This is a genomic window from Pseudomonas viridiflava, assembly GCF_003702045.1.
Classification (GTDB): domain Bacteria; phylum Pseudomonadota; class Gammaproteobacteria; order Pseudomonadales; family Pseudomonadaceae; genus Aquipseudomonas; species Aquipseudomonas viridiflava_C.
On sequence record NZ_RBTP01000050.1, the window covers coordinates 1 to 523 of the forward strand.

Sequence of the window (523 nt, forward strand, 5' to 3'; positions counted from 1 at the left end):
GGTCTGGGGCAGGGCGTTCATACCGTTAACGTGGCGGGCGAGGCGCTCAAGCGCAGTCTTGTTGAATCGTTGTTCGAGCAGACGCAGGTTCAGCGCCTGTGCAACCTCTATGGCCCGTCCGAAACCACCACGTATTCCAGTTGGGTGGCAATGGACCGTGAAAACGGTTTCGCCGCGCACATCGGTAAGCCAGTGGCCAATACCCAGTTTTACTTGCTGGACGATCAGGGCCAGCCGGTGCCATTGGGTGTGCCGGGTGAAATCTACATCGGTGGTGCGGGCGTGGCGCGGGGTTACCTCAATCGCGACGACCTGACCGCCGAACGCTTCCTCAACGATCCATTCAGCACAGCGGCAAACGCCCGCATGTACCGCACCGGCGACCTGGGTCGCTGGCTGGCAGACGGCAATATCGAATACCTGGGCCGTAACGATGATCAGGTCAAGATTCGCGGTTTCCGTATCGAACTGGGCGAGATTGAGGCCAAGCTGGCTCAACATACCGCCGTTCAAGAGGCGGTGG

The 523-nt window shown here is 60.0% G+C and carries 1 protein-coding gene; it reads left to right on the top strand.

The annotated features are described in order from the left end of the window. On the top strand, positions 1-523 hold a 523-nt coding region (locus ALP40_RS16550; RefSeq protein ID WP_147478333.1), incomplete at both ends, for an AMP-binding protein.